Origin of the sequence: Corallococcus praedator, from assembly GCF_003612125.1 — a bacterium.
Lineage (GTDB): Bacteria > Myxococcota > Myxococcia > Myxococcales > Myxococcaceae > Corallococcus > Corallococcus praedator.
Genome location: NZ_RAWI01000049.1, coordinates 1 through 13,826, shown reverse-complemented (window position 1 = coordinate 13,826; position 13,826 = coordinate 1). Strand labels below are relative to the sequence as shown.

Below are 13,826 nucleotides of genomic sequence, written 5' to 3'. Positions count from 1 at the left end.
AGAAGAGAGGGGCGGCTCCCGTGTCGGGAACCGCCCCTCGTTTACTTCAGGGCTTCAGTGCGACCGAAGCCTGGGTGCCTTACGCCGACTTGCGACGGCGCAGCATGCCCATGGCCGCGAACAGCGCCATCAGCGGAGCCATCCCGCCCACGGAGCCGCCGGCGGACGAGCAGCCGCCGCCCTCTTCCTCGAACTTCGGCACGTTGACCTTCACCTCGGCGGTGCTGGTGGCACCGGCCGCGTCCGTCACCGTCACGGTGAAGGAGTAGGTCTCCGCGGTCTTCTTCTTCGCCGGCGTGAAGCTGGCTTCAGCCGCGTTGGCACCCGTCAGGCTCACGGAGGAGCCGCCGGTCTGCGCCCACGCGTACGTCAGCGTCTCGTGGTCCGGGTCGGTGGACGTCGAGGCGTCCACCTTCACCAGCTCACCGCCACGGACGCCGGAGATGACCCGGGCCTTGGCGACCGGCGCCTGGTTCACCTGCTTCACCGTCACGGTGTAGACGAACGGACCGGCCGTCGCGCCGTCCGCGTCCGTCACCACCAGGCTGAAGGCCACGGCCGTGTCGGCCTGGACCTGCGGCGCGGTGAACTTCAGCACGGCCGCGTTGGTCCCCGTGGCGGTCACCGAGGGGCCACCGACCTGGGTCCAGGCGTAGGTGAGCGCGTCACCGTCCGGATCCGTGATGCTGGAGGCGTCCAGCTCCACGTTGCTGCCCTCGTCCGCGCTCACCGCGGCCGGAGCCTCACCCACCGGGTGACGGTTCAGCTTGCGCACCGTGACATTGACCAGGTCCGTGGTGGACTGGCCCCCGGAGGTCACCGTGAACTGGAAGGTCAGCTCGGTGGCGGTGTTGACGTCCGGCGCCGTGAAGCTCGCCGAGGCCGTGTCGGCCCCCGTCAGCGTGACGGACGGGCCCACGGTCTGTTCCCAGAGGTACGTCACCGCCGTGCCATCCGCGTCCGAGCCGGAGCCCGCCAGCGTCACGCTGGAGCGGGCGTCCGCCTCGAAGTCCGCGCCGGCGTTGGCCACCGGGGCACGGTCCACGTTCTTCACCGTCACGGCGACGGCCTTCGTCGACACCGCCGCGCTGCCGTCCTTCACGGTGACCGTGAAGGTGAGCTGCGTGTCCGTCGTCACCTCGGGGGCCGTGAACGTGGCCTTGGAGGTGGCGGCACCGCTCAGCGTCACCTTGGGCGTGCTGCCCGTCTGCGTCCAGGCGAACGTCAGGTTGCGGTCCACGCGGTCCGCGTCGGTGGAGCCGGAGGCATCCAGCGCCACCCCGGGGGTGCCCTCGTCCACCGTCGCGGGCGCGGTGGCCGCGGCGACCGGCGGCTGGTTCACGTTGATGATCTCGATCTCCACCGTCTTCGGGACGCTCGTCTTGCCGGCCGCGTCGGTGACGACGAGCTGGAAGGCGAGGGTGTCGCTGTAGTCCACGTCCGCGAGGAAGCTGGGGGCCGCGGTGTCCGCGCCCGTCAGCGTCACCGGCGTGGCGCCGCCTGTCTGCGTCCAGGCGTAGGTGAGGGCGTCACCCGCGGCGGCGTCCGGATCAATGCTGCCCGTGCCGTTCAGGACGATGTTCGTGCGCGTGTAGACGCCACCGACGCGGGTGGCCTCGGCGACCGCCGCCAGGCCCACGCGGGACGGTCCCGCGTTGGCGATAGGACGGAGGTTGCAGGCGCCCGCTTCGGCCGACTGCGCCCTCTGCGTCGGGAACACGGGCGTGGCGCCCGTGAACGTCACGTCATCCACGTCCAGGCCGTACGCGCCCACCCCGAGGTCCGCGCCAATGCGGAAGCGGAAGCGGACGTTCTTGAGGCCCAGGTCCGGGAAGAACGTGCCGAAGTCGATGCTCGCGGAAGTGAACTCCGGGAAGCCCTCGCTGGTCAGACCCATGGCAGGGCGACCTTCGATGGGGTTCAGGCCACCCGTGGGGATGAGGTGCGTGTAGCCCGGATCCGCGTCCACCACCGGGTACAGATCCCAGGGGTCGATCCAGTCGATGCCGTCGACCGTGAACTCCAGCACCGCGCCGTCGTAGGCCTGGGCCGGGGAGGAGGAGTAGTCCTGCTCGAAGGAGTGGCGGTAGTTGTAGCTGATGGTGAAGGCTTCCGCTTCGGCCACCGTCATCCAGGGGCTGGTGAGGGTGATCTCCGTCGCCACCGCCGGGTTGATGCCGTGCACGTAGCGGTTGGTATCCGGGCCGGCGATGTTGAAGTCACCGGAGGCCGACAGGTTGTCCGACAGCGTCCAGGCCGACAGGCCGGACTCGAAGGCCTCCGCGGCGCTGACGGACGGCACGTCATCGTAGTTGACGCGCGCATCGAAGTTCACCGTCTTCGACTCGTCGGGGATTGACGGGGCGTCGAAGTCGATCTTCAGGCCCGCGCGGGCGCTTTCGTCGGACACCGCGGTGAGGTTCACCGGCAGGGAGACCGTGGCCTCCGCGCCGCGCGACAGCGCGGGCACGGAAATCTGGTTGCCGGCCGGGAAGGCCAGGCTGGCCGTGGTGCTGGAGGTGCTGACCGTGCCGCTGAAGGCGCTCAGTTCGCCACCGCCCACGTTGCGCACGGTGATCTTGAGCGCACCCTGCTCGCCAACGTCGAGGATGCCGTCCTGGTCGCAGCCCGCCACGGTGTCATCCAGCTTGATGCTGGTGATCTCGATGTTGCCGCCCTTGGCGAAGCTCTCCACCACGCCGATGTGGTCGGAGGAGTTGCGGTCCGGCGCCTTGGCGCCGTAGCCGGCGCCGCGCTTGGCGAACGCCTCCACGAAGAGCTTGTAGTCCTCCGGGTCCGACGCCGCGGCCACGGCCCACAGTGCGTCACGCGCCTCGATGAAGGTGGGAGCGTTGGGCGTCGCCTTGTAGGCGGCGACCAGGTACCGCTTCATGCGGTCCTGGGCCTCCTGGAACTGGTGCTCGTTCAGGAGGGCGGCGTAGCACTCCCACAGCATGGATGCCCACACCTCACCGCTGTTGTGGACCTCGCTGTTGGACGCGCCCGTCGCCGCACCCGCGACCTGGTCGGCCGGCAGCGGGGTGTAGTTCTGGATGTGCTTGAACGTCAGGCCGTTCTTCGTGATGTCCGTCGAATAGGGGATGCGACGGATGCCGAAGTAGTAGCCGTTGTTCTTGCCACCGCTGGAGGTGTAGCCGGCGGCGCTGTAGACGCCCTGGAACTTGTCGTTCTTGTAGTCGGCGCCGTGACTGACGAGCTTGTCGCTCTCACGCACCTGCATGAGCTGCGCGGTGAAGTCGCCCCAGCCCTCGCCCATCGAGCGGCCCTGGTTGTTGATGAGACCCGCGGCGTTACCGACGAGGCGGTTGCTGATGTAGTGGCCCCACTCGTGGGCGATGATGCCGTTGTCGAGCGTACCGTCGCGATCCAGGGCCGCCACGCGGCGCATCTTGGCGGTGACGGTCTCGGTGGCCAGCGCCGCCTTCCACTCGGTGGCGGCGGCCTGCGTGATGGACTGCGCGGGGATGGTCACGGCGGCGTTCGTGCCGCCCAGGCCCGGAGCCTCGCCCGAAGCGTTGTTGCCGATGACCGTCGCGATGGCGCCCGCGTTCTGGGCGTTCAGCGTCTTGGCGGCGAAGTCGCAGCCGCCGCGGTCGATGAGGGCGATCTTCCCCGCGAAGGTGTCCGCCGGGAAGGCCGCGCAGCCGTTGGTGGTGGCCGCGACGACGTCACCCGTCACGTCGAACACCTGCTTGCCGAACGACGCCGCACCGGAGTCGTAGATGCCCGCGAGCGCCGCCGGCGCCGTCACGCTGAGCTCCGGCGTGCCGTTGAACACGTACATCTGCATGCGCGGCGACGCACCGTCGGCCGGCGTGCTCATGTTCGCGTTGTTGCGGCTGAGGTAGTCCTGGCCCTGCGCCTGGATGGGGTCGCCATCCACGCCGCCACGGCCGTAGTTGAACGCCTGGGCGTTGCCGGAGGCCTCGTCGAAGCCGGCGTCGTAGAACCAGTCGTGAAGGAAGTTGTTCACGTAGAACAGGTTCACCACCGCCGCCTTGATCTGCGTGGCGTTGGCGTTGGGCGCCAGGGACTGGTCGAAGACGTGGCCGAAGGTGTTCTCCGCCGTCGTCTCCGCGCGCAGGTCCGCGCTGCCGGGCGTGAAGCCGTCCGGCGCCGCGAGGTCCGCGTACGCGTCCACGTTGTTACCGGTGGTCTGCGACGCGTTCGCCGGCAACCACGGGTCGTTCTGGCTGAACGGCGAGTTCGCGATGGTGATGTCGTTCTGCGGGCGGTTCAGGGGGATCTGGAAGCCGTCGCGCAGGCCCGTGGGGTGCGGGGTCGCGGCGTTGCCCTGGGGACCGTCCTCCGGGATGAACGGAGAGGCCTGGTCCGCCCAGACCTTGTAGGTGAAGGGCGTGCCCGCCGCGTCCACCGTCAGGTCGTTGCGGAAGAGCACCTTGCCGGTGGTCGCCGACACCACGTAGGAGAAGTACTGACTGGAGCGCGCCGACTTCGGGCCGGCGTTGACCTCCACGTACCAGGCGGGCTCGAGCGTGTCGGCCAGCGTGTAGAACACCTGACGGGCGCGGGCCGGGATGGCCAGGTCCTGCGACAGCGAGGACTTCGCGGCCGGGGCCAGCTCGAAGAAGGTGTACTCGCCCTTCGTGCCGGTGTTGACGAACGAGGAGGCCTGCGTGCCGGAGCCCGTCAGGTCCTTGAACGCGCCGGACAGCGCGTCCGCGGCGCCCAGGCGGAACGACGCCGCGCTGCGGGCCTTCAGGCGCGCGTTGAGCGTCAGGTCGGACGGGGCCAGGTAGCCGCTGACGGCCACCAGGCGCAGGTCCTGGCCCATGATGACCTTGATCTCATTGCGGAAGACGGGGATGCCGGCCACCGTCTGGTGGAACGTGGCGATGATCGCCCCGGTGCCCGTGTTGTGCACCGCGCGCAGCGTGGCGCCGGAGACGTCATCCCGCGACAGGCGGTAGCTGTCCGCCACCGTCTGCAGGTGCGCGCGCGCCGCGCTCTCCGCCGTCATGCCATTGCGGATGACCGACTTGGACTGCACGCCATCCTGAGCCGCCCACGCGAACGTGGGCACGCCGAGCCGCTGCTCGGTCTGCTCGATGCGAAGCCCGCGCGACACGGCCGTGGCGGGGGCCACGGCCAGCTGGCGCGACTCCTTCTGCTCCAGGAACGCGTCGAAGTTCGACCGCTCCTTGGCCCACGCGCTGGAGCCCGCCATGGGCACCAGCAGCAGGCTGGTCAAAAGCTTTTCCCTGAGACGCATGCGCCTTCCTTCTTGGGGGTGATGAACTGCCGTACGAGAGGGGACTGCGGGAGACGACGACGGTGGAGCGGAGCGCGCCGGGGCGGCGGGCCCCCTACGGCTGATGGACCGTGGGTGGACAGCCCAATAGGGAACGCATCCCAACGTCCAAGGTCGCATGGATGCGACAGCCGGACGCGATGCGAGAAGTCAGGGCGGAGAGGGCGTGCGCGGAGGGCGCGATGCGCTCCTCGGAGGCGGACAGGCGGAACGCCACACCCACGGGCGGGGTGGCTGATGCGAATTCCGTGTCAACGATTCCTGGCAAAAGCTGCTCTCCAACTCACTGTTCCGAACGCGGTTGTCTTCACCGGATCGGATTCAAGTGGGAGCGCATGGTAACCAGGACACTGGATCGTTGAAAAGAGGGGGGGCTCACATCCTTGCGTTAGCAACCCAGTAACAATTGCCAGTCTGGAATAAGCCGCGCCAGAGGGGGAAACACCCCCTGCGGGCGGGCAGGCGGAGACACGGATGCGACGGCGCGCCGCCCCTTGCTTCCCGCGTGCATCCCTGCTCAGCGGCGCGTGCGAGGCGCGGGGCTGCTGTCCTCGACGGAGGGAAGGGGGGCGTGGTCGAGCGGATCCTCCACCTCCGCGCCCTCGCGCCGCTGCTTGTATTGATCCCTGACGTAGGCGACGAGCTGATCCAGATACGTGGACAGCGGCGGGCACCGCACGCCGGTGCCGTCGAGCAGCTCCAGCGTGTTGTGGCAGTTGTAGATGGCCAGGTGGTTCACGTAGCTGATGGCCGCGCGCTGGGGCCGGGCCAGCTTCTCCAAGAGGGGCAGCCGCAGCATCACGTCCGCGGCGCGCGCGGACAGGTTGAAGCGCGGCAGCTTCTTGTGGGACTTCTCCGCGATGAGCTCGTACACGCGCCGCGCGCTCATGGGGTTGGGGTCCACCAGGTGGAAGGTGCGGCCCTTCGCGCGCTCATCCCGCGACAGCCGCCACACCGCCTCCACCACGAAGTCCACCGGCACGACGTTGAGGGGCGCGACGCCGTTGCCCGGCAGGGGCAGCGGCACCACCAGCGGCGACGTGACGAGCAGGATGCCCAGGTAGTAGGGGCCCTCGAAGCGATCGATTTCGCCCGTGCGCGAGTCGCCCACCACGCTGGACGGCCGGAAGATGGTGACGGGGAGGGTGGCCGAGGCGCGCTGCACCAGCCGCTCCGCCTGGAACTTCGTCTCCTCGTAGGCGTTGCGGAAGGACTGGCCCCGGTCCAGCTCGTCTTCCGCGATGACGCCCACCCGGTCGCCGGACACGTAGCAGGTGGAGAAGTGGCTGAAGCGCGACAGGTTCTCGCAGTCGCGCGCCAGCTCCAGCAGGTTGCGGGTGCCGTCCACGTTCACCCGCCACGCGGTCTCCTTGGGCACGCCCAGCTGGGACACCGCGGCCAGGTGGAAGATGTCCGTCACCCGCTCGCACAGGCGCTGGTACTCCTCGCCGGACAGGCCCAGGTGCATGTCCACCGCGTCGCCGGTGAGCAGCTCCACCTTCGCGCCCTGCACCTTCGCCGCCAGGGCCTGCGCTTCCTTGAAGGCCTTGGGCTGCACCAGCGCGTAGATGTGACCCTTCGGGTCCTCGCGCGCGATGTGCTCCACCAGCCGCTTGCCGATGAAGCCCGGGTAGCCGGTGATGAAGTAGGTGCCTGCGGGACTCTTCCTGGGCGTGGCGCTCATTCGCGGCGCAGCATACCCGCCCGGTGTCAGCCGTGGGCGAGCATCGCCCGCCACACCGCTTCCACCTGGGGACGGGTGGACTCCGGGGCGCCACTGTTGTCGATGACCCACGTGGCGTGCGCGCGCTTGTCGTCCAGGGACAGTTGCGCGGACAGCCGCGCCTCCGCCGCCTGCGCGTCCAGCCCGTCGCGCGCCATCAGCCGCGCCTTCTGCACGTCCCGGGGCACCCACACCACGGCCACGCCCTCCATGGCCGCGTGCAGGCCCGTCTCGATGAGCAGCGGGACGTCATACACGGCGTGGGTGATGCCCTCCGCCTCCAGCGCCTGGAGCTTCGTCAGGAACGCGGCGCGCACCTGGGGGTGCACGATGGCGTTGAGGGCGGCGCGTTCAGCGGGGTCCGCGAAGATGTGGGTCCCCAGCTTCACCCGGTCCAGGCGGCCGTCGGGGCCCACCACGCCGGGGAAGCGCTCGGAGATGCGCTGGAGGCCCGGCGTGCCGGGCTCCACCACCTCCCGGGCGATGACGTCCGCGTCCAGCACGCGCGCGCCCAATTCGCGCAGCATCCGGCTCACCGTGCTCTTGCCGGAGGCGATACCGCCCGTGAGTCCGAAGACGTGCACGGGTTACTTCGCGGCCTTGGGCGTGGTGAAGACGAAGGACTGCACCGTCTTGCCGTCCTCATTGAAGAAGATGGCCACGCCCAGCTTCACGTAGAGGAAATAGGTGCGGAAGTCGTCCGTCAGCTTGCGCAGGTAGCAGGGCGTGGCGGGCGCCGCGCCGCCGGGGCACGCGGGGCCGTAGCTGTTCTCGATGGTGTCCTTCTCGATGACGGGCGCGGGGAACACGTCGATGCGCTCCACCAACTGCGTGGCCGGGTCCACCTTGAACTGGGCCTGGGTGGTGCCCTTGATGGCCTCCTTGGCGAAGTAGGCCAGGATCTCCTTTCCGTCCTGGGACATGGTCCGGGACGGTTCGCCGAACTTCTTCACGATGTCCTCCTTCTTGGAGGACCCGGGTTCAATGCCCTGCCACGGCTTGGCGGAAGCAGGCAGGGAGACGGCGATGGCAGCGACGGCGACAAGGACGACAATGACGGGGGTCCGCATCTCGACTCCTCCCTAGCGGATCAGGCAGGCGCGCCTCAAGGTCCGTTCCCTTTGAAGCACGCGCGTGTCCACCCGCTATTCAATCACGAATGAGACGCCTTGCCCCCTCCAGGGGGCTCTGCTACGTGCTCAGGCCATGCGTTCTCGTGCCTTCCGGGTCTTTTCCGCCCTCCTGCTCGCCGCTTCGGGCGGTCTTGCCGGGGCTGCGGACTTCACGGGTCCCGACAGCTGCAAGGGGTGTCATCCGGAGGCGTACGACGCGTGGATGAAGTCCAAGCACGCCCGGGCCACCGACACGCTGGCGGACGCGCAGAAGAAGGACGCGCGGTGCCTGTCCTGCCACGCCCCGGACCAGGCGGCGCAGACGCTGGCCGCCGTCACCTGCGAGACGTGTCACGGGGGAGGGCAGTACTACTCCCCGTCCTACGTGATGAAGGACCCGGAGCTGGCGCGGCTGGTGGGGCTGGTGGACCCCTCCGAGAAGCAGTGCCGCACCTGCCATGACGCCTCGTCTCCCTCCCTGCGCCCGTTTGATTTCAAGGAAGCGCTGAAGGCCATCGACCACTGGTCCGCCGAACGTGCCCGCAAGCAGCAGACCCGCGCGGACGCGGCCCCCTCCACGCCGGCACCCGTTACGGCGAAGAAGTGACTTCTTCTTGATCAAGATCCTCGACTCCCGCTTCGTCACCACCGCCGTGGAATTGAAGGGCCTGCCCACGGACCACGCCGCGGAGGTCGCCTTCGTCGGCCGCTCCAACGTGGGCAAGTCGTCCATGATCAACGCCCTGACGAACCGGCGAAAGCTGGTGCGCGTGTCCAACACGCCCGGGCGCACCCGCACGCTCAACTTCTTCGACGTGGACCTGGACCGCGACGGCCAGCGCCACACGGTGCGGCTGGCGGACCTGCCCGGCTACGGCTTCGCCAAGGCGAGCAAGGCGGACAAGGCCCAGTGGCAGGAGATGATCACCTCCTACCTGAAGAACCGTCACCGGCTGGAGGTGGTGGTGAGCATCATCGACGCGGAGGTGGGGCCGTCTCCGGAGGACCTGCGCACGCTCGACTACCTTCAGGAGCACAACCGCCGCATCCTCGTGGTGGCCACGAAGATCGACCGGCTGACGAAGGCGCAGCGCAAGCCCCGGCTCAACGCCCTCTGCACGCAGTTGGAGTTGCCCCGCGAGGCGCTGATTCCGTTCTCCTCCACCGAAAAGCTGGGCGTGGAAGAGGTGTGGGGCACGCTGCTGGACACCTTCGGCAAGGCCACCCGCGTCTGAGTCTCCCGGGTCCGGGCACGCTGTGGTAGCACCCCCGGCGTGTCCCAGAACGGCAAGACGAACGGTGGTGCTGCGCCCCTCGCCCCCCGCGAGGTGCGTCAGCGGTTGATGCAGCTATCCCCCCGCAGGCGCGTGGAGGCCCTCTTCGACGCGGAGGACACGGCCGCGCTGGTGCGCTCGCTGCCCGCGGAAGACCTGTACGTCACCATCCAGGAAGTCGGCCTCGCGGACACCACGGAGCTGGTGCAGCTGGCGTCGCCCGCGCAGTTCCGCACCTTCGTGGACCTGGGCGGGTGGGTGAAGGACAAGGTGGAGCCCCACGCGGTGCTGACGTGGCTGCGCGCCGCGCGCGGGGACGAACCGGAGGACTTCCTGCGCAAGCTGCACGCGGTGGACCTGGAGGTCGTGGAGACGCTCCTCAAGGAGTTCACCACCGTGTACGACCTGGAGGAGGACCCGGACGCGAACCCCCAGGGCATGACGGTGGAGACGCCCGAGGGCCGCTACCTCGTGGAGATCAAGCTGGAGGGCGTGGAGATGTCCGCCATGCGCGCCATCGTCAACGACCTCATCGCGGAGAACCCCTTCGAATCGGTGCGCCTCTTCGAAGCGGTGCGCTGGGAGATTCCCTCCGAGCTGGAGGAGACGGCCTTCCAGTTCCGTCGCGCGCGCCTGGCCGACCTGGGCTTCCCCTCGCTGGAGGACGCCCTGGCGCTCTTCAGCCGCGTGGATGTGCCGCCGCGCCCCACGGGCCCCACCGCCCCCGCGCTCACCGCCCCGGGCGGGCACGTGGACTACGTGGAGGCGGCCTTCCGCGACCTGTCCTACGTGGAGCGGATGAACGCGGAGGACGAGCTGCGCGAAGTGGCCAACGCGGTGCTCGTCGCGGAGCTGGGCGACCCGGGCGACCTGGATGCCGTGCGCCGCGTGGGTGAATGGGTGCGCGACTACCTGTCGCTGGGCCTGGAGCACCTGACGGGCGGGGACCCGGCCCGGTCGCCGGACGCGCTGCGCGACACGCCCCTGCGCCGCGTCTTCCAGGTGGGCTTCACGCTGACGCTCCAGCTCAAGTACCGCGCGGACCGGCTCTTCAAGCTGGCGTTCATGAAGCTGGACGACGTGCCGCTGGTGCTGCCGGAAGAAGCCGCGGCGCTGGAGGCCCTGCGCCGCAAGCGTCCCCGCCGCGCGCTGCGCGTGCCGGGCGCGGAAGCCGTGCCGTTCCGGTCGCTGCGGGAGGTGGCCGGTTCGGAGGTGCTGCTGGCGCGCGCGGAAGGACAGGTGGCCGCGCTGGGCGCGCTCCTGGGCGGCGCGGAAGGCCCCGCGCACACCGTGCTGGCGCGCTTCGGCGTGTCGCTGGACGTGCTGGGCGTGGAGCGGCTCTGGGCGGCGGTGGTCGCCATGGCCGTCCTGGAGGAGGGCGTGGACGTGAGGCCGGTGCCGCTGGGGCGCACGGCGGAGCTGGGGCAGCGGCTGTTCGAGGGCTCCCCGGAGGCTCCACGCCTGCGCGCGAGCGCGGCGGAGCGCGCGCTGGCCGCGCTGGGCCCGGTCGTGCCGGAGGGCGCCCGGGACGAACTGCGTCGGGTGGTGAACGTCACGCTGACGCGCCTGCTGTCGGAGCTGGGCACGCCGTGGCTTCGCGAGGGGCGCCTGGACCTCATCGCCTCCGCGGTCCTTCCCATGGAGAGCGCGCCGGTCCCGTAGCTTTTTCAGCCTTGCCCGGCCTGTCTGTCCGGGGCGATCTCGCAACCGCCCGTAGATACGGGCTTCTGTCGCCCCCAAGCCCTGGCACGCCCGCTGCTTTGCCCCCGCCCGCTGGCCTTGTGTCGTCGGTCCGCTCGCAGCTTCGCGAGCCGCCCGCGGCGTGAGAGGCCGGCCATCGGCTTTCCAAGAGGGCCAGGGGCACGCGTGTGACGGGACGAGCGACCGACAGCGAAGGGGTGGAGTTCATGGGACCGGGCGCACAGGAGCAGCGTCGCGACGTGCTGGCTTTCTTCCTGCTCGTGGGGTTCGCGGCGGTGATGTACGCGGTGCCGGGTGAGTGGATCCCCGCGCTGGCGCCGCTGCGACTGGCGCTGCTGACGTCGGGCCTCGCGGCCGGGCTGATGGTGATGCGGCGGCTGGGCAAGGCGGAGCCCGTCTATTTCGACGGCGCGCGGGGCATCGCGCTCCTCGCGTTCTCGTCGCTGGCGTTCTGCTCGGTGGCGTGGTCCGTCAATCCGGAAGTGACGCGCTACCAGGGCGTGGAGCTCTTGAAGCTCACGGCCATCTATCTGACGCTCGTGAACGTCATCACCACGCCCAAGCGGCTGGCGGCGATGTGCGCGGCCATGGTGGTGGGCGCCATCGTGACGTCCATTGGCGTCATCAACTGGTACATCGTCGGTGAGAACATGGTGGAGGGCTTCCGTTCGCGCTGGGTCGGCGTGTACGCGGACCCCAACCACATGGCGATGAACATGGTCGTCGTGGTGCCGCTCGCGGTGGCCTTCCTGGCGCGCAAGAGCACCCCGTGGTTCTTCCGCGTGCTGTGCGGCCTGTCCGCGGTGCTGTCGGTGGTGGCCATCGTGCTGTCGCACTCGCGCGGTGGCTTCATCGGCCTGTCGGTGGCGATGGCGCTGTGGGCCATCCGCGAGAAGCGCCGCATGCAGGCCATCGTGCTGGGCAGCGTGTTCGTGCTGGGCCTGGTGGTGTTCGCGCCCAAGAGCTTCTGGCAGCGCAATGAGACGGTGGCGAGCTTCCACGAGGACGCGTCCGCCATGGGCCGCGTGTACGCGTGGCAGGTGGCCAGCCGCATCAGCCTGGACAAGCCGCTGCTGGGCGTGGGCGCGGGCGGCTTCCGCTACGCGTGGTTCGAGTACGCGCCGCCAGAGGCGCACCGGGCCTACGTGGCGCACAACATCTTCCTCGACGTCATCGGGGAGCTGGGCTGGATTGGCCTGCTCTTCTTCCTGGTGTTCGCGGGAGGCTCGGTGGGCGGCGCGGTGGCGGCGTCCTCGGATTCGGAGATGGGGTGGATCGCGCGAGCGCTGTTCGCGTCGGTGGCGGGCTACCTCATCTGTGACTTGTTCTCGGGCTACATCCTGTCCGCGCATTGCTACGTGCTCTTCGGCCTGGCCGCGAGCGCGCACCGCATCGCGCAGGCGCGGGACAGAGCCCTGGCGGTGGGGAGGCAGCCGGCCCTGAACCAGGCGCCGGCGGCCACGTGGGAGGGGTCTGGGCATGCGGCGTGAGGAAGCACGGATGGGGCGGGAGCCCCTCCGACTGGTGCAGTTCACCCGGTCGTTCCACATTGGCGGCACCGAAGTGCAGGTGCTGGAGTTGCTGCGCGGCTTGCCGTCCAGCTACCGGTTGCAGGTGTCGGTGTTGGAGGACGCCGGGCCGCTCATCGGTTCGGTGTGGAAGCTGGGCCACGCGCCCGAGGTGTTCTCCCTCAAGGGGACGCTCGCGCAGCCCAACACGCTCGTTCAAATCTACCGGCTGTCGCGCTGGCTGAAGCAGCACCGCGTGCACCTGGTGCACGTGCACGACTTCTACTCCAGCATCCTCGCGGTGCCGGCGGCGAAGCTGGCGGGCGCGAAGGTCATCGTCGGCCGCCTGGACTTGTCCCACTGGCAGGGCAAGGCCCGCCGCCTGCTGCACGCGCAGGTGACGCGCATGGCGGACCACGTCATCGCCAACGCGGAGGCCATCCGCACGCTCCTCGTGGAGGAGGAGGGGCTGCCCCGAAGCCGCGTCTCCGTCATCCACAACGGCCTGGACCTGGTCCGCTTCGACGCGCGCACCGCGGAAGGGCTCAAGGACCCGCTGCCCGAAACGCACGGCATCCCCACGGTGGTGCACGTGGCCAACATGAGCCACCCGGTGAAGCGGCAGGAGGATCTGCTCCTCGCGCTTGCCATGTTGCGTCATGAGGGCACCCGGCTGAACGCCTGGTTCGTGGGAGACGGCCCGCGCCGGCCCGCGCTGGAGAAGATGGCGCAGGAGCTGGGGGTGGCGGACGGGGTGCACTTCCTCAAGCACCGCACGGACGTGCCGGCGCTCTACGGCCGGGCCACCTTCGGCGTCCTGTGCTCCACGGCGGAGGGCATGTCCAACGCCGTGATGGAGGGCATGGCCGCGGGCCTGCCCATGGTCGTCACGCGGGTGGGCGGCAATCCCGACCTCATCGTGGACGGCGAGCGAGGGCTCCTGGTGGACCCGGAGCGGCCCGCCCAGCTCGCCCAGGCCTTCCGCAGGCTCCTGGCCAACCCCGAGGAGGCCCGGAAGATGGGCAAGGCCGCCCGGGGCTTCGTCGCCCGGGAGCTGTCCCTGGAGAAGATGGTGCGTCAGCACGACGCCCTGTACCGCCAGGTCGCACAGCTGCCTTGAGCCTGAAACCCGCCCTCCAGGGCCGGGAAATGTCAGACCGATCCGGATAATCCGAGCCCGTCCTCAAGCAATTGGGGGCGGGCGCGTTCGTATGG

General features: G+C 69.6%; 9 protein-coding genes. 5 read left to right on the top strand and 4 right to left on the bottom strand.

All coding sequences use genetic code 11. The features are described from left to right. Positions 1-79: 79 nt before the first annotated feature. From D7Y13_RS09230 to D7Y13_RS09215, 4 genes are all read right to left on the bottom strand, one after another. Positions 80-5,254: a myxosortase-dependent M36 family metallopeptidase gene (locus tag D7Y13_RS09230; protein ID WP_147444469.1), complete on the bottom strand. Its 5,175-nt coding sequence runs from the start codon at positions 5,252-5,254 to the stop codon at positions 80-82. A 556-nt stretch (positions 5,255-5,810) separates the two neighbouring features. Then, positions 5,811-6,977 (bottom strand): SDR family oxidoreductase, encoded by a 1,167-nt coding sequence (locus tag D7Y13_RS09225; protein ID WP_199732917.1) that lies wholly within the window; start codon positions 6,975-6,977, stop codon positions 5,811-5,813. A 26-nt stretch (positions 6,978-7,003) separates the two neighbouring features. Continuing rightward, positions 7,004-7,600 carry a dephospho-CoA kinase gene (gene coaE, locus D7Y13_RS09220; protein ID WP_120531728.1) on the bottom strand — a complete coding sequence of 199 codons (597 nt, stop codon included), beginning with the start codon at positions 7,598-7,600 and terminating at the stop codon, positions 7,004-7,006. A gap of 3 nt (positions 7,601-7,603) precedes the next feature. After that, positions 7,604-8,086 (bottom strand): hypothetical protein, encoded by a 483-nt coding sequence (locus tag D7Y13_RS09215; RefSeq protein ID WP_120531729.1) that lies wholly within the window; start codon positions 8,084-8,086, stop codon positions 7,604-7,606. Between the two features lie 265 nt (positions 8,087-8,351). Here D7Y13_RS09215 and D7Y13_RS09210 point away from each other — a divergent pair, with 265 nt between their 5' ends. The 5 genes from D7Y13_RS09210 (at position 8,352) to D7Y13_RS09190 (ending at position 13,731) form a co-directional block, all read left to right on the top strand. Next, a complete protein-coding gene (locus tag D7Y13_RS09210) occupies positions 8,352-8,735 on the top strand; it encodes a multiheme c-type cytochrome (RefSeq protein ID WP_233595873.1) in 384 nt (127 codons plus the stop codon). Between the two features lie 7 nt (positions 8,736-8,742). Further along, a complete protein-coding gene (yihA, locus tag D7Y13_RS09205) occupies positions 8,743-9,363 on the top strand; it encodes a ribosome biogenesis GTP-binding protein YihA/YsxC (RefSeq protein WP_120531731.1) in 621 nt (206 codons plus the stop codon). A gap of 39 nt (positions 9,364-9,402) precedes the next feature. Further along, positions 9,403-11,064 carry a DUF6178 family protein gene (locus D7Y13_RS09200; RefSeq protein ID WP_120630661.1) on the top strand — a complete coding sequence of 554 codons (1,662 nt, stop codon included), beginning with the start codon at positions 9,403-9,405 and terminating at the stop codon, positions 11,062-11,064. 245 nt (positions 11,065-11,309) lie between these two features. Further along, positions 11,310-12,593, top strand: coding sequence for an O-antigen ligase family protein (locus D7Y13_RS09195; RefSeq protein ID WP_120585544.1), 1,284 nt, complete (start codon positions 11,310-11,312; stop codon positions 12,591-12,593). Further along, positions 12,583-13,731, top strand: a complete 1,149-nt coding sequence (locus tag D7Y13_RS09190; protein ID WP_120531733.1) for a glycosyltransferase — start codon at positions 12,583-12,585, stop codon at positions 13,729-13,731. The genes D7Y13_RS09195 and D7Y13_RS09190 overlap by 11 nt, the downstream gene beginning before the upstream one ends. Positions 13,732-13,826 lie beyond the last annotated feature (95 nt).